Consider the following 17,862-nt stretch of genomic DNA (forward strand, 5'->3'; position numbering starts at 1 on the left):
CGCGGCGGAACTTCCGCGCGCGGTTCGTTCCCGGCCCCCCGGTGCGCGCAATGATCGTCCTCCATGGAAGCTCTAACCAGGAGATCCACTCGATGATCGGTGAACGGTTCCGCCGAACGGACCACGCGGACGGGTGATCATTGCCGCACGAATCTCACCTCGCTGTCACTCCCCCGCCGCCTCTTTGTCGCTCGGGAGAGCGCACCCTGCACTCCGTACGGACCGGAGGATCACCGCAGGTCAACACGACATGCGGAATAACTTTGTCCGATCGGGTGGTACCCGCGGGGTGCAAATCCCCCGATCAGGCCAACTGCACGAGCTCGAGATACTCGGCGGACCAGAGATCCTCGGTGCCATCGGGCAGCACGATCACCTTGTCCGGGTGTAGCGCCTCCACCGCACCCGAGTCGTGCGTGACGAGTACGACGGCACCGGCGAAGCGCCGCAAAGCATCGAGAACCTGTTCCCGGCTCGCCGGATCGAGGTTGTTCGTCGGTTCGTCGAGCAACAGGACGTTGGCTGCACTCGAGACGAGACCGGCCAACGCGAGGCGGGTCTTCTCCCCGCCCGAGAGCGTGCCGGCGGGTTGCTGGAGCTGGTCGCCGGAGAACATGAACGATCCCAGCAATGTGCGCAGTTGCTGTTCCGGAGTGTCCGGAGAAGCGTGCCGAACGTTCTCCCACACAGTCGCATCGAGATCGAGCGTGTCGTGTTCCTGCGCGTAGTACCCCGTGCGCAATCCGTGGCCGGGCAGGACGCGCCCGGCGTCGGGCGCCTCGGTGCCGGCCAGCAGCCGCAGCAGGGTGGTCTTCCCGGCGCCGTTGAGCCCGAGCACGACGACCTTGGCCCCCCGGTCGACCGCGAGGTCGACGCCGGTGAACACCTCCAGCGAGCCGAACGCCTTGCTCAGCCCCTCGGCGGTGAGCGGGGTGCGCCCGCACGGCGCCGGATCGGGGAACCGGATCTTCGCCACCCGGTCGTTCTTCCGCTCGGGCTCGAGGCCCGCGAGCATCTGGTCGGCGCGGCGCGCCATGTTCTTGGCGGCCACCGCCTTCGTGGCCTTGGCGCCCATCTTCGCGGCCTGCGTGTGCAGCACGGCCGCCTTCTTCTCGGCGTTGGCGCGCTCGCGGCGGCGGCGCTTCTCGTCGGTGGCGCGCGCCTCCTGGTAGCGCTTCCAGTCCATGTTGTAGACGTCGGCCTCGCCGCGCGTGGCGTCGAGGAACCACACCTTGTTGACGACGGCGGCCAGCAGGTCGGTGTCGTGGCTGATCACGACGAGGCCACCATCGTGGGCGGCGAGGAAGGACCGCAGCCAGGTGATCGAGTCGGCGTCGAGGTGGTTGGTGGGCTCGTCGAGCAGCAGCGTGGTGGCGCTGGGCGCTCCCCCGCCGCCGCCGTCGGACGCGGCGAACAGGATGCGCGCCAGCTCCACGCGGCGGCGCTGACCGCCGGAGAGCGTGGCGATCTGCTGGTGGAGCACGCGGTCGGGCAGGCCGAGGTGGGCGCAGATGCGGGCGGCCTCGCTCTCGGCGGCGTACCCCCCGAGGGCGGAGAACCGCTCCTCGATGCGCCCGTACTCGCGCACGGCCTTGTCGTTCTGCGCCCCGTCGACCAGCTCGGCCATCGCCGTCTGGGCCTTCTCCATCTTCCGCAGCATCTCGTCGAGGCCACGGGCGGACAGGACGCGGTCCTTGGCCGTGACGGTCAGGTCGCCCTCGCGAGGGTCCTGCGGGAGGTAGCCGACCGCGCTGTTGGCGCTGACCGCGCCGCCGTACGGCTCGCCCTCGCCCGCCAGCACCCGCATCGAGGTGGTCTTGCCTGCGCCGTTGCGCCCGACGAGCCCGATGCGGTCACCTGCCTGGACACGCAGGTTGGCCCCGGACAGGAGGATGCGGGACCCGGCCCGCAGTTCCAGGTCTGTAGCGGTGATCACGAGGAGAACTCCAGAAGGTCCGGGAGAGGGCGTGCGCGGGCAGGGAGAGCCACTGCTTCGCTACTCGGTCCGGACCACGCACCCAGAGTACCGACCGGCACGAGCGGATTCGGTCAGTAGGGTGCCGCGCATGACCGATCTCACCGACCTGTCCGGCCGGGCCGCCCTCATCACCGGTGCGAGCCGCGGCATCGGGTTCGCCATCGCAGGCGAGCTGCTCTCCCGCGGCGCCTCGGTGACGATCACGGCACGCAAGCCCGACGAGCTCGCCGCCGCCGCCGAGAAGCTGGTCGCCGACGCCGCAGGTGGCGACGCCTCCCGGGTGCTCGCGGTGCCGGGCAACGCCGGCTCCGAGGAGTCGCGCGCGGAGGCGGTCACGAAGACCGTCGAGACCTTCGGCAGCCTCGGGATCCTGGTCAACAACACCGGCATCAACCCGATCTACGGCGACCTCATGGAGGCCGACCTGGGTGCGGTCCGCAAGATCTTCGACACCAACGTGGTCGCGGCGCTGGCGTTCGTGCAGCTGGCCTACCGGGCGTGGATGCGCGACCACGGGGGCGTGGTGATCAACCTCGCATCCACGGCGGGGCTGCGTTCCACGGGGGCGATCCCGGTGTACGGCGCGTCCAAGGCCGCGCTGATCCGGCTCACCGAGGAGCTGGCGTGGCAGCTCGGGCCGGGCATCCGCGTCAACGCCGTGGCCCCGTCGGTGGTGAAGACGAAGTTCGCCACCGCGCTCTACGCCGAGGGCGAGGAGAAGGTCAGCGCCGCCTACCCGCTCAAGCGCCTGGGCGAGCCCGAGGACATCGCCCAGCTCGTCGGGTTCCTGGTGTCCGACGCGGCGTCGTGGATCACCGGCGAGACCGTGCGGATCGACGGGGGGATCCTGGCCACCGGCTCGCTGGGTTCGGGCTGACCTCTTCTCTACAACACGGCCGCGTCGGTCCACAGCCGCGCGGAGCGCCCGGTCAGCACGTCGAGCAGCGCACTGGCCTGGCCGTCGGTCAGGGACGCGACGTAGTCCACCACCGCGCGGCCGCGGGCCATCCGGTCCACGTCCGCGGCGGGGACGAGCACGGCGAACTCACCACGGGCCAGCGCCACGAGGTCGCGCAGCCGCGGGGGCTTGTGCGTCTCGTCGTCGTCGTCGGAGAGCCAGTCGTGCAGCGCCCCGACCAGGCCGGCGAGCACCGTGGCCTGCCCCCGCTGGTGGGAGGCGAGGTCGGCGCGCTCCAGCACGAACCGGCGGTGCACGAACTTCAGCACCGCCACCTCGTGCCACTGCTCGGTGGCCAGCGTGACGTGCGCCGAGCGGACCGGGGGGTCGGACAGCAGCCGCACCCCACCCACGAGGCGGGCCGTCCAGCGGGCGGAGAACTCCGCGACGGCCCGCTCCGCCGCCATCGACCCGTCGAACGACGCGGCCAGGAGCCCGTCCGCCAGCTCGGCGCGCACCCGCTCGACGGCGGCGGCGAACGCGTCGTCCTCGTAGGCCCAGCCGTCCTTGTCGCGCAACCGGCGCCGCAGCCGTTCCAGAGCGCCCCCGGGACGGTCGGCTCCGGCCGCGGCACCGGCGCGCTGCCAGCCGCGGAGCTCGCCCGCCACCCCGGCCTGCTGCAGCACGCCGACCCGGTGGAAGTCCTCGACGTCGTGGATCGCGTAGGCGATGTCGTCGGCGATGTCCATGACGGCCGCCTCGACCGTCTGCTGCCACGGCCCGACCCGGCCGAACGCCGCGCGGCTCGCCCGCAGGTCGTCCAGCTCGGTGGCGTACGCCGAGAACTTGGCGGACCCGGCCTCCGGTGCCCCCGGCAACGGGCCGGCGCCGCGCGGCGGCAGCGCGGCCGCGCTCGGGTGCGGATCGGGGTGGCCCCGCCGCGACCACGGGTACTTCAGGACGGCGGCCCGGACGGCGGCGGTGAGGTCCAGCCCCGTGCCGCCGGGGCCGTGCAGGTCGATCGTCGTGACGATGCGGAAGCTCTGCGCGTTGCCCTCGAACCCGTCGGGCAACCCGAGCCGCTCGCGGGCGAGCCGGTCGAGCACCTGCTCCCCGAGATGCCCGAAGGGCGGGTGCCCGAGGTCGTGGGCCAGCGCAGCGGCCTCGACGACATCGGCGTCGAGGCCGCCCAGCCGGTCGACCACGGGCGCCGCGGCCGGGTCGCCCGTCAGGCGTTCGGCGATCGCGCGGGCCACCTGTGCCACCTGCAGGCTGTGGGTGAGCCGGTTGTGGACGAGCAGGCCCGAGCCCGTCGGGCTGACCACCTGGGTCACCCCGGCGAGGCGGGCGAAGAACGGCGAGGCCACGATCCGGTCCCGGTCGACGCGGAACGGGCTGCGGGCGAGTGCCGCACCGGTCTCCGCCGCCCGCGAACGCCGGGCCACGCGGGCCGTGTGGTCGACGGCGCCGGCCGCCGGGCCCGGTGCGGGCCCCGCCTCCGGGGCGAGTGCCCTCTGATCGGTCACCGCAGCAGGCTAATGGCCGCCCGTACCGGTAGAACGGGCCCGTGCCCCGCCCCGCAACGGACGTCCTCGTGGTCGGCGGCGGTCCCGCAGGCCGGGCACTGGCCGCGGAGTGTGGCCTCCGCGGGCTGCGGACCCTGCTGGTGGACCCGGCGCCCGACGCGCCGTGGCGGGTGACCTACGGCTGCTGGGCCGGCGAGCTGCCGCCCGGCCTGCCCGCATCCGTCGTCGCCGCCACCGTGCGCGGGCGGGCGACCGCACTCACCCACCACGACCTGGGCTGGGACTACGCCGTGCTGGACGTCCCGGCACTGCGGGCGCACCTCGACTCCCGGCTCGGCCACGCGGGCGTCACGGTCACGGCCGGGCGGGTGGCCGGGTGGGCCGCACCCGGCACCGTCGCGCTCGTGGACGGGAGCCACGTCCACGCCGCGGTCGTCGTCGACGCCGGGGGCCGCCGCCAGCCGCTCCGGACGGCACCCGAGCCGGGACCCGGGCGCCCGTCGGCGGAGCAGACGGCCTTCGGGGTCGTGGTCGAGGAGTCGGCCGCCGCCCCCGTCGTCGCCCCGGGTACGGCGCTGTTCATGGACTGGCGCCGCGACCACGGCGAGCCGGGCTGGCCGACGTTCCTCTACGCCGTGCCGCTCGGGGGCGGCGCGGTACTGCTCGAGGAGACCTCGCTGGCGCGCCGCCCCGCGCTTCCCGTGGCGGTGCTGCGGCGCAGGCTGTTCGCGCGGCTGGCCGCCCGCGGCGTCACGCCGCAGGCCGATGCGCCGGTCGAACGCGTGCGCTTCCCGGTCGACTCGCCACGGCACCGGACGCCCGGGGTGCTCGGCTTCGGCGCGGCGGCCCCGCTGGTGCATCCGGCCACGGGGTTCAGCGTGGCGACCTCGCTCACCCTCGCGCCCGCAGTGGCGGACGCCGTCGCCGCCCACCTCCCGGCCGGCCCGCGTGACGCGCTGGCCGCGGCCGAGGCTGCGGTCTGGCCCACCGCCGCCCGTGCCGTGCACCGCCTGCGCCGCGTCGGGCTGGAGGCACTGCTGCGGATGCCGCCCGCCGAGGTGCCGGGGTTCTTCGAGGTGTTCCTCGGGCTGCCCGAACGGCACCGCTGGGCCTACCTCACCGGGCGTGACGATCTCCGCGGCATGGTGTCCACCATGAACGCGCTGTTCGGCCGGGCCGACTGGCGGCTGCGCCGGAGGCTGGTGGGACCCGCACTGCGTCCACCTGCTCCGGCCGTGCCCGACGAGGCCGCCCCGACCGGCTGACGGGGGAACCGGGCCGCGGCCGTTCCTGCTACCGGCGGTAACCTCACGGCCGACGTTTCCCCCAGACGGAGGCTCCCATGTCCGCCTACCGCACCATCGTCGTCGGCACCGACGGTTCCGCCACCTCCTTCGCCGCCGTGGACCGCGCCGCCGCCGTGGCCGGCGACAGCGACGCCGAGCTCGTCATCGTCTGCGCCTACACCCCGGCAGGCCGGGACGACACGGCCGAGGCCGAGGACGTCCTCAAGGAGGAGGCCTACCTCGTGCGCGGCTGGACCCCGGCGGAGGAGACGCTGCGGTCGGCTGAGGACCGCGCCCTCGCCGCAGGCGCGGGCCGGGTCCGCACGGTGGCGGCCGACGGCGCACCGGTGGAGGTGCTGCGCAAGGCCGTCGCCGACACGAACGCCGACCTGCTGGTCGTCGGGAACCGCGGGCTCAACACGCTGAGCGGGCGGCTGCTCGGCTCCGTCCCCGCCGACGTCGCGCGCCGCGCCGGCGTGGACGTGCTCATCGTGCACACCACCTGACGTGGCCGGCGCCGACGGCGGGTGGCTGGCGGGCATCGCCAGGCTGCTCCGCGGACGGCAGCCGGTCGGCCGGTCCGGCCTCCCGCTCGACGAGGCGCTCGAGGAGGTCGTGCTCGGGGCGCCGCGGCGCTACACGCGCCTGCAGGTGAGCGCGGCGGCCGGGCTCGACCAGGAGGAGGGCCGCAGGCTGTGGCGCTCGCTCGGGTTCGCCGAGGTGGCCGACGACGCCGTCCTGTTCACCCAGCGCGACATCGACGCTGCGCAGCTGATGTCCGGACTCACCGAGGCGGGCGTGCTCGATCCCGACGTCCGGGAGGCGGTCGCCCGGGCCGTCGCCCAGCAGATGTCGCGGCTCGCGGAGTGGCAGGTCGGCCTGGTCCGGCGGCTGGTCGAGAGCCGGCCCGAGGAGGTCACGGCGCAGCAGGTGCTGGAGATCACCACCGCGGTGGTGCCTGCCATGCAGGAGCTGCAGACCTACGTGTGGCGCCGCCACCTCGCAGCCACGGTCCACCGGTCGCTGGTCACGTCCGGGACCGTGGCGGGCTCCCCCGACACCTGGCCGCTGGTCGTCGGCTTCGCGGACATGGTGGGCTTCACCCGCACCACCCGGCGCCGCTCCACCGCGGAGCTCGGCGAGATGATCGAGCGGTTCGGCTCCAGCACCACCGAGGTGATCGCCGACGGGCGCGGCCGCATCGTCAAGACCGTCGGGGACGAGGTGCTGTTCGTCGCCGACGAGATCGCCGACGGCGCGGCGATCGCGCTGGGACTGCTCCGCCGCGTACGCGCCGAACCCGTACTCCCCCGGCTGCGGATCGGGCTGGCCGCCGGGCCCGTCCTCGTCCGGTACGGGGACGTCTACGGCGAGGTCGTCAACATCGCCGCCCGGCTCACCACCCACGCCCACCCCGACTCCGTGCTCGTCGACCGCACGGTCGCCGAGGCACTCGCGGACGACCCCCGCTTCGCGGTGCGCCCGTTGCGGCCACTGGCCGTCCGCGGCTACCGGAACCTGCACCCGTGGCTGCTCGAACCGGGCACTTGACCTCGACCCGGGTGCAGCTCGCAAGATGGCGCACATGATCGCCACCAGCCCGGACACATCGGCTCTGACCGCGTACGTCGACCGGATCGGGACACCCGAGATCACCGGGCCCGACCTGCCGACCCTGCGCAGGATCGTCGCGGCGCACAGCCGGGCGATCGCGTTCGAGAACCTCGACCCGTTCACCCGCCGGGACGTGCAGCTCGACCAGGAGAGCTTGAGCGCGAAGCTCGTCGAGGGCCGCCGGGGCGGCTGGTGCTTCGAGCAGAACACCCTGCTGCGCGGAGCCCTCGACGCGCTGGGCTACCGCACCACCGGGCTCGCCGCGCGGGTGCTGTGGAACAGACCGGCCGACGCGCCCGTCCCGGCCCGGGGCCACATGCTGCTGCGTGTCGACCTGCCCGAGGGGCCGCACCTGGTCGACGTCGGCTTCGGGGGGCTCACCCTCACCGGTGTGCTGGCGCTCGAGCCGGACGTCGAGCAGGCCACACCGCACGAGCCGTTCCGCCTGCTGGCCGACGGCGACGGCTTCGTGATGCAGGCCCGGGTCGGTGCCGAGTGGCGGCCGCTGTACCGGTTCGACCTGACCCCGCAGCACCTGGCCGACTACGAGGTCACCAACTGGTACCTCGGGCACCACCCGGCGTCCCACTTCCTGGCCACCGTGATGGCCGCCCGTCCCGACACCGACCGGCGCTACGCCCTCAACGGCACCGCCTTCGCGGTCCACCACCTCGACGGCCCGACCGAGCGGCGCACCCTCGAGAGCCCGGCCGCGGTGTGCGCCGTGCTGGAGGAGCACTTCCGGCTCGACCTCTCCGGCCTGCCGGACCTGCCCAGGGCTCTCGGCAGGCTGTTCTGACCTGACCTCTATCGCGGCCGTCGGCGTCCATGATCAGCGCGAGATCCGCGGTTCGGCCCTCTCGAGGGCCAAGAGCCACATGTCGCAAACGATCATGCCGCCGCCCCCGCCGCCCGGTCCAAGGGAACGGTGGGTCACACCGGGACCGACCCGGTCGGCACCAGGTCGACGATCGGGTAGGGCAGGTCACCGGGCAGGAGCATCTGCGGCACCTGCGCGAACCGCCAGCCGTTCCCGTTGCGGGTGAAGGTCCACACGATGTCGTAACGGTCGCGGGGCCAATGGGCGGGTGGGGCCGGAGTCACCTCGCCCAGTTCCGCGGCGATCCTGTGGATGTTCTCGTGGTTCCAGGCCACCACGGTGGCACCGGGACGGGAGGTGAGCTCCCTGGCCAGGTGGGCCTCGTCGCCCGCGGCGTAGCGCCGGACCACGTCCAGGCCGAGCCGGGCGGCCAGCGGCGTCACCGTCTGCACCGACCGCTTGCTGTGGCCGTTTTCGTAAGCCGCGCCGTACACCGTGTCCGGCCGGTAGAGACCGGCCGGCGGTTCCCCCCGGGACGGGGCGAACAGCCCGACCAGCGCCCCGGCCCGGACCCACCCGTTCACGGTGAGGGAGTGCCGGTCGATGTTTCCCTCCGGGGTGATGCCGCGCGGGATGCCGGCATGGCCGGGCTTCTCCGCGTGCCTGATGATCATCACCACGTGCTCGGTCCGGGACGGCTCGCCCGCGTCCGGCCACCCGCTCGTCGTGGTCGTCATCCGCGCACCCCCGGGGCGACGCCCACCGCGGTGGCCGGCATCCCGCTCAGGATTCGGTCGGTCGAGGGCCTGTCGTCCGGTGGCCTCTGCGCCGGCGGCCTCTCGGTGGGCAGGGGCGGCGCCTCCTCGAGGACGCCGCAGCGATGCAGGTGCACCGTGCGCGTGGCCAGCCGAGTCAACGCCGGTTGATGGGTGGTCATGATGACCGTGCGGTCCTCGACCAACCGGGTCAGGGCCTGCACCACGAGCTCCTCAGCGGTCACGTCAAGCCCGACGGTGGGTTCGTCCAGGAGCACCACCGGGGCGTCGACCAGCAGTGCCCGGGCGATCCCCACCCGCTGTCGCTGCCCGCCCGAGAGGCCGATCCCGCCCGCGGAGATGGTGGTGTCGAGCCCCTTGGGCAGCCGGTCGGCGAACTCGCTGACCAGCGCGTCCTCCGCGACCTGGGCGACCTCCTCGTCGGTGGCGTCGGGCCGCCCGTAACGCAGGTTGTCGGCCAGCGTGCCGGAGAACAGGAACGTGTCCTGCAGGACCATCGCCACCTGCTGGTGCAGCCAGTGCTCGGGCACATCGGGCACCGACAGCCCGTCCAGCAGCACCTGACCGGAGGTCGGCCGGTACAGCCCACCGATCAGCGACAGCACGGTCGACTTCCCGGCGCCGTTCTCACCCAGCAACGCGATCCGTTCCTCCGCGTAGATGGTCAGGTCCAGCCCGTTCAGCACCGGACCCCGCCCGTAGTCCAGACCCACATCACGCAGCTCGATCTTCCCGCTGACCCGGCCGGGCAGCCCCTGCAAGGGCCCCAGATGCTCGCGGGGCTGATCCAGGATCGCCGAGATCCGCTCGGCCGAGGCGGCCCCCTGGGTGAAGCTCGGCAGCAACTTCGCCAGGTCCTTCATCGGCTTGAGGATGTTCTGCAGGTAGCTGGTCACCACCACCAGCAGCCCGACCGACCACCAGTTCTGCAACACCCCGTACCCGCCCACGAACAGCAGCACCGCGGTGCCGATCGCAGCCACCGACTCCAGCGCCGGGGTGAACCGGGCACTGAGATCCACCCCGCGCAGACCGAGACCGAGAACAGTGCTGTTGGTCGTACCGAAACGCCGGTCCTCCAGGTCCTGGCTGCCGAATGCGTGCACCGTGCGGATGCCCTGCAGCGACTCGGTGACGAAACCCGTCAGCTCGCCCACCGCCGCCCGCCGCTGGCGGGAGTTCACCCGCGTCAACCGCGCATACCGAACCGCGGTGAGAAACACCAGTGGCGCCGCGCAGAGCATGATCAAACCGAGTCGCCACTCCACCGAGATCAACACCGCCGCGGTGCCGACCAGCGCGAGGACGCCGGGCACCAACGTGGAGAACAGATCGGTCAGGCTGCTCTCGATGCGCTCGGTATCCGTGACCACCCGGCTGGTCAGCTCGCCGATGGCGTTACGGTCGTGATATCCCTGCGGCAGACGCTCCACGTACCCGAACACATCCGCGCGGATGTGCGAGCTCATCCGCTCCCCCGCGCCGTTCATGAGCCGGTCGCCGAGATAGTCGAACAGGCCGGACAGGACGGTGATCACCAGGACCGCGACCGCCGCCACCCCCAGCATGGCCACCGCCGACCCACCGAACCACTGGGCCACGTAGCGGAGGGGACCGCTGTGATGCTGGCCCCGGAGCAGGTCGTCGATCACCAGGGCAAGTGGCCACGGCGCCGCCAGATCGGCAACCAGCTCACACCCACGCATCAGCACCCCGAGCAGCAACGACCGCAGCTCGGCCTGCCCGTACTTGCGGAACCGCCACAACGCGCGCAGCGTCCCGATGTCCTTCGCCGGACGGGCGTCGACGACGCCGGACGCGGGCACCTCCGTGCTCATCCGCCCACCGCCCGGTGCCGGCTGCAGCACCGTGCCTTCGCGTTGTCGTGGGGCATGGCGGTCACTCCTCTGCTCCGAATGGTCACTGTCCGCGTCGTCACTGTTTCAGGGGCGCCGACCGGCCGGAGATATCCGTTCCCCGGATTCCCGGGCACACGAACTCGGAGCAGCATCAGATCTGACACAGCAGGTGGCGAGAACGGCACCCGGCAGCCGGCCCCGAAAGTGTGGCGGACATTATCATCCATCCCGCGGTTACACCGGTCAAACAGCACCGGGCCGGCGGGAGAACCCATCCTTCATTGATCGATATCACGATCGGCAGTGGATCACTTTCACTGCGTACAACCCGCTGCCCATTCCCGGGGTCGGCTCGACGCGCTGCAGAAAATGCGATCTTGCTGGCCATCGGCCCACCCCTCGTCCTCGGTCGTAACGCGCGTTTAGCAGAGCTTGATGACGGAAACAGCAGACTTCAAGAATCGTTCCCGCACTCGATGTGATAAGCACCACAGAGAGAAGATTGATATTTCCCGATCGGTCTATCCGGACTTATGCGGCATTTATCGGCGCGCCGGAGTCGGGCATAACGACGAACGGCACCTTCCTCCGGAGCTACCGGACGAAAGTGCCGTTCGTGGCGAGCGGGAACGTCAGACGCGGAAGCCCAGCGCCCGCAGCTGCTCGCGACCGTCCTCGGTGATCTTGTCCGGACCCCACGGCGGCATCCAGACCCAGTTGATCTTGATGTCGTCGACCAGGCCGGCGCTGCCGGTGAGGGCGGCCCGGGTCTGCTCCTCGATCACGTCCGTGAGCGGGCAGGCCGCCGACGTCAGCGTCATGTCGATGGTGGCGACCCCGCCCTCGGCCTGGATGCCGTACACCAGGCCCAGGTCGACGACGTTGATGCCCAGCTCGGGGTCGACCACGTCGCGCATGGCCTCCTCGAGGTCGTCGACCGAGGGCTCCTCGGCACGCTGGGCCGGAGGCTCGGGCATGCCGGCCGCGCCGCGCACCACCTCGTCGCCGGCACCGGCCGCGCCGGTGGTCTCCGTCGTCCCGGTGGTCTCGGTGGTCTCGCTCATGGCTGTGCCTCCTCGGGATCGCGCGTTGCCTGTGTCTGCGCGGCGTCCTGCGTCTGCGCGGTGCGGACGACGGCGTCCTTGAACGCCATCCATCCGAGCAACGCGCACTTGACCCGTGCGGGGTAGCGGGCCACGCCCGCGAACGCGACGCCGTCCCCGAGCACGTCCTCGTCCGGTTCCACCTGGCCGCGTCCCTGCGCCATCTCCTGGAACGCCGTGAGCACCCGCATGGAGTCCTCGATCGAGCGGCCGACGACGAGATCGGTGAGCACCGACGCCGACGCCTGGCTGATCGAGCAGCCCAGGGTCTCGTAGGACACGTCCGACACAGTGTCACCGTCGAGCTTGACGCGCAGCGTGATCTCGTCGCCGCAGGTGGGGTTGATCTGGAACGACTCGGCGTCGAACGGCTCGCGCAGTCCGGCACCGTGCGGTGTGCGGTAGTGGTCCAGGATGATCTCCTGGTACATCTGTTCCAGCTGCACGGCTAGCTCACTACTCCGAAGAACTCGCGCGCGGCCTGCACGCCCTCGACCAAGGCGGCGACCTCATCAGGTGTGTTGTACACATGGAACGACGCACGCACGGTGGCAGCAACGCCGAACCTGCGGTGCAGCGGCCAGGCGCAGTGGTGACCCACCCGCACGGCGACGCCGCGGTCGTCGAGGACCTGGCCCACGTCGTGGGCGTGTACCCCGTCGACCACGAACGCGACGGCGCCACCGCGGTCGGTGAGGTCCTGCGGCCCGATGATCCGGACGCCCGGCACGGCCGCCAGCCCGTCGACGGCCTGGCGGACCAGTGCAATCTCGTGGGCGTGGATCACGTCGATGCCAATGTCGGTGATGTAGTCGACGGCCGCCCCGAGGCCCACGGCCTGCGACGTCATCGGCACGCCCGCCTCGAACCGCTGCGGCGGCGCGGAGTAGGTGGTGTGCTCCATGCGCACCAGCTCGATCATCGACCCGCCGGTGAGGAACGGCGGCATCGCGGCCAGCAGCTCGGCCCGCCCGTAGAGCACGCCGACGCCGGACGGCCCGAGCATCTTGTGCCCGGAGAACACCGCGAAGTCGACGTCGAGCTCGCCGAGGTCCACCGGCATGTGCGGCACGGACTGGCACGCGTCCAGCAGCACCAGCGCACCGACCGCGCGGGCTCGGCGCACCAGCTCCGCGACCGGCAGGATCGTGCCGAGCACGTTGGACTGGTGTGCGAACGCCACGACCTTGGTGCGCTCGGTGAGCTCGATCGAGTCGAGGTCCACCCGGCCCTCGTCGGTGATCGAGTACCAGCGCAGGGTGGCGCCGGTGCGCCGGCAGAGCTCCTGCCACGGCACCAGGTTGGCGTGGTGCTCCAGCTCCGTGATCACGATCTCGTCGCCGGGCCCGAGCGCGAAGCGCTCCGACTCCGGGCCCAGGCCCGTGCGGATGCTCGAGTTGCTCATGGCGTAGGCGACGAGGTTGATGCCCTCGGTGGCGTTCTTCGTGAACACCACCTCGCCCGGCCCGGCCCCGATGAACGCGGCGATGCGCGCCCGCGCCGACTCGTAGGCGTCGGTGGCCTCCTCGGCGAGCTGGTGGGCGCCGCGGTGGACCGCTGCGTTGTGCTGCTCGAGGAACGCGCGTTCGGCATCGAGGACCTGGCGGGGCCGCTGCGAGGTGGCCCCGGAGTCCAGGTACACCAGCGGCCGCCCCTCGCGGACCGTGCGGGTGAGGATCGGGAAGTCCGCCCGTACCTTCTGGACGTCCAACCCTTCGATCGTGGTCATCAGACCGCGGCCTCGGCCACCGCACTGTCGGCGGCCGAACCGGCGAATCGCACGTAACCGGTCTTCTCCAGCTCGTCGGCCAGCTCCGGACCGCCGGACTCGACGATGCGACCGCCCGCGAAGACGTGCACGACGTCGGGGGTGATGTGCTGCAGGATCCGCGTGTAGTGCGTGATCAGCAGGACGCCGGTGTCGCCCCCCGCCCGGAAGCGGTTGACGCCCTCGGACACGACGCGCAGCGCGTCGACGTCCAGGCCGGAGTCGGTCTCGTCGAGCACCGCGATCTTCGGCTTGAGCAGGGCGAGCTGCAGCACCTCGTGGCGCTTCTTCTCGCCACCCGAGAAGCCCTCGTTGACGTTGCGCTCGGCGAAGTCGGGGTCGATGTCGAGGTCGTTCATCGCGCCCTTGACCTCCTTGACCCAGGTGCGCAGCTTCGGCGCCTCGCCGCGGACGGCGGTGGCCGCCGCGCGCAGGAAGTTGGACGTCGAGACGCCCGGGACCTCCACCGGGTACTGCATGGCGAGGAACAGCCCGGCGCGGGCGCGCTCGTCGACGGTCATCGCGAGGACGTCCTCACCGTCGAGCGTGACCTCGCCCGAGGTGACCTCGTACTTCGGGTGCCCGGCGATGGCGTAGGCCAGCGTGGACTTGCCGGACCCGTTCGGGCCCATGATCGCGTGGGTCTCGCCGGCGCGGATCGTGAGGTCGACGCCCTTCAGGATCTCCTTGGCGCCGTCGTCGGTGGCGACCGAGACGTGCAGGTCCTTGATCTCCAAGGTGGACATGTGGTGTCAGTGCTCCGTGTGGTTGGTGTGGCGTCAGACGCCGATGACGGCGAGCTCGGCCTCGATCGCCGCTTCCAGGCGCTCGCGCAGCTCGGGAAGGGTGATCCGGCTCAGGATCTCGCCGAAGAAGCCGCGCACGACGAGTCGGCGGGCGACGTCCTCGGGGATGCCCCGGCTCTGCAGGTAGAACAGCTGCTCGTCGTCGAACCTGCCGGTGGCGCTCGCGTGGCCGGCACCGGCGATCTCGCCGGTCTCGATCTCCAGGTTCGGCACCGAGTCGGCGCGCGCGTGCTCGGTGAGCACGAGGTTGCGGTTGAGCTCGAACGTCCGCGTGTTCTCCGCGGCCGCGCGGATGAGCACGTCGCCGATCCACACGGTGTGGGCGGTGAGGCCCTTCGTGCTCTGCAGCGCGTTCTTGTAGACCACGTTCGACGTGCAGTGGGGCACCGCGTGGTCGACCAGCAGCCGCTGCTCGAGGTGCTGCCCGGCGTCGGCGAACCCGAGCCCGGCCAGTTCGGCGTCGCCGCCGGGACCGCGGTACTTCACGGTGGGGCTGATCCGCACCAGGTCGCCGCCCAGCGCCACCGAGGTGGCGCGCAGGACCGCGTCGCGCCCGATCGACATGTGCTGCGCGCCTACGTGCACGGCGTCGTCGGCCCACTCGCCGGTGACCACCAGGGTGAGCCGGGACCCGTCGCCCAGCACCACCTCGAGGTTGTCGGCGAGCACCCCCGAGCCGCGGTACTCCACGACGACGGTGGCCTCTGTGTGGGGCGTGGTGCGCAGCTGCAGGTGCCCGGCCGCGGTGGCGCCGGCCCCCGGACCCGTGACGGTGACGGTGACCGGGGCCGGGGTGCCGTCGAGCGTCACCAGGGTGGCCTCGCGGAACGTGGACCACGCCGCCGCGGCGACCCGGTCGGCGGGGACGCCGCCCTCGCCGATCCGCGCGTCGTCACGGCCGACGGTCTCGACGGTGACGCCCTCCGGCGCGGCGACGTCGATCGTCGCCGTGCCCTCGAACGTGGCCGAACCGTCGTGCAGGCCGTGCAGCCGGCGCAGGGGGGTGAAGCGCCAGTTCTCCTCACGGCCGCCGGGGACCTCGAAGGCCTCGACGTCGTAGGAGGTGAACCGCTCGCTCGCCGACGCGATCGGCGACTCGCCCTGCCCCTTCTTCGCACCGGCCAGCTCGGGAGCGAGGCCGGCGACCTCAGGAGCTGTGTTCGGCAGCGTCATCCGACGGAGCCCTCCATCTGCAGTTCGATGAGCCGGTTCAGCTCCAGCGCGTACTCCATGGGCAGCTCGCGCGCGATGGGCTCGACGAACCCGCGCACGACCATCGCCATGGCCTCGTCCTCGGTCAGCCCGCGGCTCATCAGGTAGAAGAGCTGGTCGCCGCTGACCTTGGAGACCGTGGCCTCGTGGCCCATCGAGACCTCGTCGTTGCGGACGTCGACGTAGGGATAGGTGTCGGACCGGCTGATCGTGTCGACCAGCAGGGCGTCGCACTTCACCGTGGAGCGGCTGTGGTGCGCCCGCGGGTTGACCTGCACCAGGCCCCGGTAGGACGTGCGGCCACCGCCGCGCGCCACCGACTTCGAGATGATCGTGGAGGACGTGTGCGGCGCGAGGTGCACCATCTTCGCCCCGGCGTCCTGGTGCTGGCCCTCGCCTGCGAACGCGATGGACAGGACCTCGCCCTTGGCGTGCTCACCCATCAGCCAGACGGCCGGGTACTTCATGGTGACCTTGGAGCCGAGGTTGCCGTCGACCCACTCCATGGTGGCGCCCTCTTCGGCCTTGGCCCGCTTCGTCACCAGGTTGTAGACGTTGTTCGACCAGTTCTGGATCGTCGTGTAGCGGCAGCGGCCGCCCTTCTTCACGATGATCTCGACCACGGCCGAGTGCAGCGAGTCGGACTTGTAGATCGGCGCGGTGCAGCCCTCGACGTAGTGCACGTAGGCACCCTCGTCGACGATGATCAGCGTGCGCTCGAACTGGCCCATGTTCTCGGTGTTGATGCGGAAGTAGGCCTGCAGCGGGATGTCCACCTTGACGCCCTTGGGGACGTAGATGAACGAGCCGCCCGACCACACCGCGGAGTTCAGCGCGGAGAACTTGTTGTCGCCGCTCGGGATGACCGAGCCGAAGTACTCCTGGAACAGCTCCGGGTGCTCACGCAGGCCGGTGTCGGTGTCCAGGAAGATGACGCCCTGCTGCTCCAGGTCCTCGCGGATCTGGTGGTAGACGACCTCCGACTCGTACTGCGCCGCGACACCGGCCACCAGGCGGGCCTTCTCGGCCTCCGGGATCCCCAGCTTGTCGTAGGTGTTCTTGATGTCGGCCGGCAGCTCGTCCCAGGACGTGGCCTGCTTCTCCGTGGAGCGCACGAAGTACTTGATGTTGTCGAAGTCGATGCCCGAGAGGTCGGCGCCCCAGCGCGGCATCGGCTTGCGCTCGAACAGGTCGAGCGCCTTGAGCCTGAAGTCGAGCATCCATTGCGGCTCGTTCTTCAGTGCGGAGATGTCGGCGACGACGTCGGCGGACAGGCCGCGACGTGCAGTGGCGCCGGCGGCGTCCGGATCGGCCCAGCCGAAGTCGTAGCGGCCGAGCGTCGCGAGCGTCTCCTCCTGGGTGAGTGCCTCAGGAGCGGTCGTCATTCGGACTGCCTCCCTCTCAGGGACGTGCCTGTCGAGATCGTGGTGGTTGTCGTGTAACCCCGCCGGTCTTCGGGAGCTTCCAGCGGAACGTGGGTGGTGCACGCGGAGTCGCCCCGCGCGATGGTGGCCAAGCGCTGCACGTGGGTGCCGAGCAGCTCGGCGAAAGCCTGGGTCTCAGCCTCGCACAGCACCGGGAACTCGGCGGCCACGTGGGCCACCGGGCAGTGGTGCTGGCACAGCTGAACGCCCGAGCCCGCCTCCCGGGCCTGTGCGGCGTAACCGCGGGTGGTGAGCACGTCCGCGAGTGCGCCGGTTCGCGCATCACGGCCGTGGGCGGCTGCGACCTGCTCCGCCCCCGCGCCGCCGAGCAGGTTCTCGACCCGGCTGCGCGCGAACCCGCGCACCGCCGCCTCTCCCCCGTGCTCGGCGAGATAACGCAGCGCGGCGACGGCGAGATCGTCGTAGCCGTGCCCGAACCGGGCGCGCCCGGCGTCGGTGAGCAGGTAGTGCCTGGCCGGGCGGCCCCGGCCCCGCGGCCCCCGGCGGGACGCCTCGCGCACCTCCGCCTCACCGGCGGCGATGAGCGCGTCGAGATGACGCCGGACGGCCGGAGCGGACAGCGAGAGCTCGGCGGCCACCGCCGTGGCGGTGATCGGCCCCTGCTCCATCAGCAGGCGCGCCACACCGGCCCTGGTGCGGCCGTCAACGCTCGACTGCCCCTCGTGGGCGTCGACCGTCGGCTGTGGACCGCTTTTCACAACACCAGTGTTGCGTATTTGCCGCTACGGGGCAAAGGGCACCGGCTGCGGGTGACCACGCTCACGCCGCAAC

At 71.8% G+C, this 17,862-nt stretch carries 16 protein-coding genes; 5 read left to right on the forward strand and 11 right to left on the reverse strand.

What is annotated here, in order from left to right:
- Window positions 1-304: 304 nt before the first annotated feature.
- Window positions 305-1,936, reverse strand: a complete 1,632-nt coding sequence (locus ACQPZA_RS19120) for an ABC-F family ATP-binding cassette domain-containing protein (RefSeq protein WP_169400029.1) — start codon at window positions 1,934-1,936, stop codon at window positions 305-307.
- A 130-nt stretch (window positions 1,937-2,066) separates the two neighbouring features.
- Here ACQPZA_RS19120 and ACQPZA_RS19125 point away from each other — a divergent pair, with 130 nt between their 5' ends.
- Entirely contained in the window at window positions 2,067-2,855 is a 789-nt protein-coding gene (locus tag ACQPZA_RS19125) for an SDR family oxidoreductase (RefSeq protein WP_433272380.1), read from the forward strand.
- Between the two features lie 8 nt (window positions 2,856-2,863).
- Here the strand turns inward: ACQPZA_RS19125 and ACQPZA_RS19130 are convergent, their stop codons facing one another.
- Window positions 2,864-4,321: a deoxyguanosinetriphosphate triphosphohydrolase family protein gene (locus ACQPZA_RS19130; protein ID WP_433282877.1), complete on the reverse strand. Its 1,458-nt coding sequence runs from the start codon at window positions 4,319-4,321 to the stop codon at window positions 2,864-2,866.
- Between the two features lie 122 nt (window positions 4,322-4,443).
- Between ACQPZA_RS19130 and ACQPZA_RS19135 the strand changes: the two genes are divergently transcribed.
- The 4 genes from ACQPZA_RS19135 (at window position 4,444) to ACQPZA_RS19150 (ending at window position 8,101) form a co-directional block, all read left to right on the forward strand.
- Complete coding sequence (locus ACQPZA_RS19135) at window positions 4,444-5,667, forward strand: lycopene cyclase family protein (RefSeq protein ID WP_433272382.1); 1,224 nt, start codon at window positions 4,444-4,446, stop codon at window positions 5,665-5,667.
- Between the two features lie 77 nt (window positions 5,668-5,744).
- A complete protein-coding gene (locus ACQPZA_RS19140) occupies window positions 5,745-6,194 on the forward strand; it encodes a universal stress protein (protein ID WP_433272383.1) in 450 nt (149 codons plus the stop codon).
- A gap of 1 nt (window position 6,195) precedes the next feature.
- Complete coding sequence (locus ACQPZA_RS19145) at window positions 6,196-7,239, forward strand: adenylate/guanylate cyclase domain-containing protein (protein ID WP_433272385.1); 1,044 nt, start codon at window positions 6,196-6,198, stop codon at window positions 7,237-7,239.
- 34 nt (window positions 7,240-7,273) lie between these two features.
- Window positions 7,274-8,101, forward strand: a complete 828-nt coding sequence (locus ACQPZA_RS19150; RefSeq protein ID WP_433272387.1) for an arylamine N-acetyltransferase family protein — start codon at window positions 7,274-7,276, stop codon at window positions 8,099-8,101.
- A gap of 134 nt (window positions 8,102-8,235) precedes the next feature.
- Here the strand turns inward: ACQPZA_RS19150 and ACQPZA_RS19155 are convergent, their stop codons facing one another.
- The 9 genes from ACQPZA_RS19155 to ACQPZA_RS19195 all read right to left on the reverse strand — a co-directional run bounded on the left by ACQPZA_RS19155 (window position 8,236) and on the right by ACQPZA_RS19195 (window position 17,807).
- Window positions 8,236-8,859, reverse strand: coding sequence for a hypothetical protein (locus ACQPZA_RS19155; RefSeq protein ID WP_433272389.1), 624 nt, complete (start codon window positions 8,857-8,859; stop codon window positions 8,236-8,238).
- Window positions 8,856-10,736, reverse strand: a complete 1,881-nt coding sequence (locus ACQPZA_RS19160) for an ABC transporter ATP-binding protein (RefSeq protein ID WP_433272391.1) — start codon at window positions 10,734-10,736, stop codon at window positions 8,856-8,858. The genes ACQPZA_RS19155 and ACQPZA_RS19160 overlap by 4 nt, the downstream gene beginning before the upstream one ends.
- A 653-nt stretch (window positions 10,737-11,389) precedes the next feature.
- Window positions 11,390-11,821 carry a metal-sulfur cluster assembly factor gene (locus tag ACQPZA_RS19165; protein WP_169398935.1) on the reverse strand — a complete coding sequence of 144 codons (432 nt, stop codon included), beginning with the start codon at window positions 11,819-11,821 and terminating at the stop codon, window positions 11,390-11,392.
- On the reverse strand, window positions 11,818-12,306 hold the full coding sequence (gene sufU, locus ACQPZA_RS19170; RefSeq protein WP_169398934.1) for a Fe-S cluster assembly sulfur transfer protein SufU: 489 nt from the start codon (window positions 12,304-12,306) through the stop codon (window positions 11,818-11,820). The genes ACQPZA_RS19165 and sufU overlap by 4 nt, the downstream gene beginning before the upstream one ends.
- A gap of 2 nt (window positions 12,307-12,308) precedes the next feature.
- Window positions 12,309-13,589 carry a cysteine desulfurase gene (locus ACQPZA_RS19175; RefSeq protein WP_433272394.1) on the reverse strand — a complete coding sequence of 427 codons (1,281 nt, stop codon included), beginning with the start codon at window positions 13,587-13,589 and terminating at the stop codon, window positions 12,309-12,311.
- Window positions 13,589-14,374: a Fe-S cluster assembly ATPase SufC gene (sufC, locus tag ACQPZA_RS19180; RefSeq protein WP_169398932.1), complete on the reverse strand. Its 786-nt coding sequence runs from the start codon at window positions 14,372-14,374 to the stop codon at window positions 13,589-13,591. The genes ACQPZA_RS19175 and sufC overlap by 1 nt, the downstream gene beginning before the upstream one ends.
- Window positions 14,375-14,407: 33 nt before the next feature.
- Window positions 14,408-15,607, reverse strand: coding sequence for a Fe-S cluster assembly protein SufD (gene sufD / locus ACQPZA_RS19185; RefSeq protein WP_169398931.1), 1,200 nt, complete (start codon window positions 15,605-15,607; stop codon window positions 14,408-14,410).
- Window positions 15,604-17,031 carry a Fe-S cluster assembly protein SufB gene (sufB, locus tag ACQPZA_RS19190; RefSeq protein WP_169398930.1) on the reverse strand — a complete coding sequence of 476 codons (1,428 nt, stop codon included), beginning with the start codon at window positions 17,029-17,031 and terminating at the stop codon, window positions 15,604-15,606. The genes sufD and sufB overlap by 4 nt, the downstream gene beginning before the upstream one ends.
- Window positions 17,028-17,807, reverse strand: coding sequence for a helix-turn-helix transcriptional regulator (locus tag ACQPZA_RS19195; RefSeq protein ID WP_407692240.1), 780 nt, complete (start codon window positions 17,805-17,807; stop codon window positions 17,028-17,030). The genes sufB and ACQPZA_RS19195 overlap by 4 nt, the downstream gene beginning before the upstream one ends.
- Window positions 17,808-17,862 lie beyond the last annotated feature (55 nt).

The sequence above is a fragment of the Pseudonocardia xinjiangensis genome (assembly GCF_050948425.1).
In the GTDB taxonomy this organism is placed as follows: domain Bacteria; phylum Actinomycetota; class Actinomycetes; order Mycobacteriales; family Pseudonocardiaceae; genus Pseudonocardia; species Pseudonocardia xinjiangensis.

Bases quoted from the DNA above. Each gene is read 5' to 3' on its own strand.
- sufB (WP_169398930.1), bottom strand. From the start codon at position 17,031: ATGACGACCGCTCCTGAGGCACTCACCCAGGAGGAGACGCTCGCGACG.
- sufD (WP_169398931.1), bottom strand. From the start codon at position 15,607: ATGACGCTGCCGAACACAGCTCCTGAGGTCGCCGGCCTCGCTCCCGAG.
- ACQPZA_RS19150 (WP_433272387.1), top strand. From the start codon at position 7,274: ATGATCGCCACCAGCCCGGACACATCGGCTCTGACCGCGTACGTCGAC.
- ACQPZA_RS19175 (WP_433272394.1), bottom strand. From the start codon at position 13,589: ATGACCACGATCGAAGGGTTGGACGTCCAGAAGGTACGGGCGGACTTC.
- ACQPZA_RS19140 (WP_433272383.1), top strand. From the start codon at position 5,745: ATGTCCGCCTACCGCACCATCGTCGTCGGCACCGACGGTTCCGCCACC.
- sufC (WP_169398932.1), bottom strand. From the start codon at position 14,374: ATGTCCACCTTGGAGATCAAGGACCTGCACGTCTCGGTCGCCACCGAC.
- ACQPZA_RS19165 (WP_169398935.1), bottom strand. From the start codon at position 11,821: ATGAGCGAGACCACCGAGACCACCGGGACGACGGAGACCACCGGCGCG.
- ACQPZA_RS19125 (WP_433272380.1), top strand. From the start codon at position 2,067: ATGACCGATCTCACCGACCTGTCCGGCCGGGCCGCCCTCATCACCGGT.
- ACQPZA_RS19160 (WP_433272391.1), bottom strand. From the start codon at position 10,736: ATGAGCACGGAGGTGCCCGCGTCCGGCGTCGTCGACGCCCGTCCGGCG.
- ACQPZA_RS19155 (WP_433272389.1), bottom strand. From the start codon at position 8,859: ATGACGACCACGACGAGCGGGTGGCCGGACGCGGGCGAGCCGTCCCGG.